The organism is Rummeliibacillus sp. POC4 (genome assembly GCF_003576525.1).
GTDB lineage: Bacteria > Bacillota > Bacilli > Bacillales_A > Planococcaceae > Rummeliibacillus.
On the sequence record NZ_QWUA01000161.1, the window covers coordinates 1 to 637 of the forward strand.

The window sequence follows — 637 nt, forward strand, 5'->3', positions numbered from 1 at the left end:
AATCGAGTAGGAGGGAGTGATTAACTCCCGACCTCTCACACCACCGTACGTACGGCTCCGTATACGGCGGTTCAATTAAGATGATTGACGCAGAATTTCATACCGAGCTTTTAGACTTTTGAGCCCTAGGTGACTCCAGTAGGAGTTACCTAGGGTTCTGTGTAATATTGGACTTTTTGATATTCTCCAGTAACTCTTGCGAGTATTTCCCCATTCATGTGCCTTCCATTTTGGAACACCTAGTTGTACTAGATTTCTCACTTTTGTACTTGGTTTCTTCCAATTCTTCCATAAGCACATTCGTAGCCTTCTTTTAATCCACCCATCCAGTTGTTCGAAAATAGATTTAGTATCTGCTAAGGCGAAGTATCCACACCACCCAATTAAGTATCGATTTAACTTTTGAATGCGAAGTTCCATTGGAAAAGGTTTACTTCTTGAGGTTATCTCTCGAATTTTCCCCTTCATTCGTTTGATACTCTGTTTTGCTATTCGAATTTTAGGTTCTTTATTGTTAGTAAAACTAAATCCAAGGAATTTACAATTCCAAGGACGGTCTACTGTGGATTTCTTTTCATTTACTTTCAATCGTAGTTTCTTTTCAATGAAGGTTCTAATACTTTTCATGACGCGTATG

At 38.8% G+C, this 637-nt stretch carries 1 protein-coding gene; it reads right to left on the bottom strand.

What is annotated here, in order from left to right:
- Positions 1-75: 75 nt before the first annotated feature.
- Positions 76-637, bottom strand: a 562-nt coding sequence (locus D1606_RS18575; protein WP_305000247.1) for a group II intron maturase-specific domain-containing protein, incomplete at its 5' end; no start/stop codon positions are given.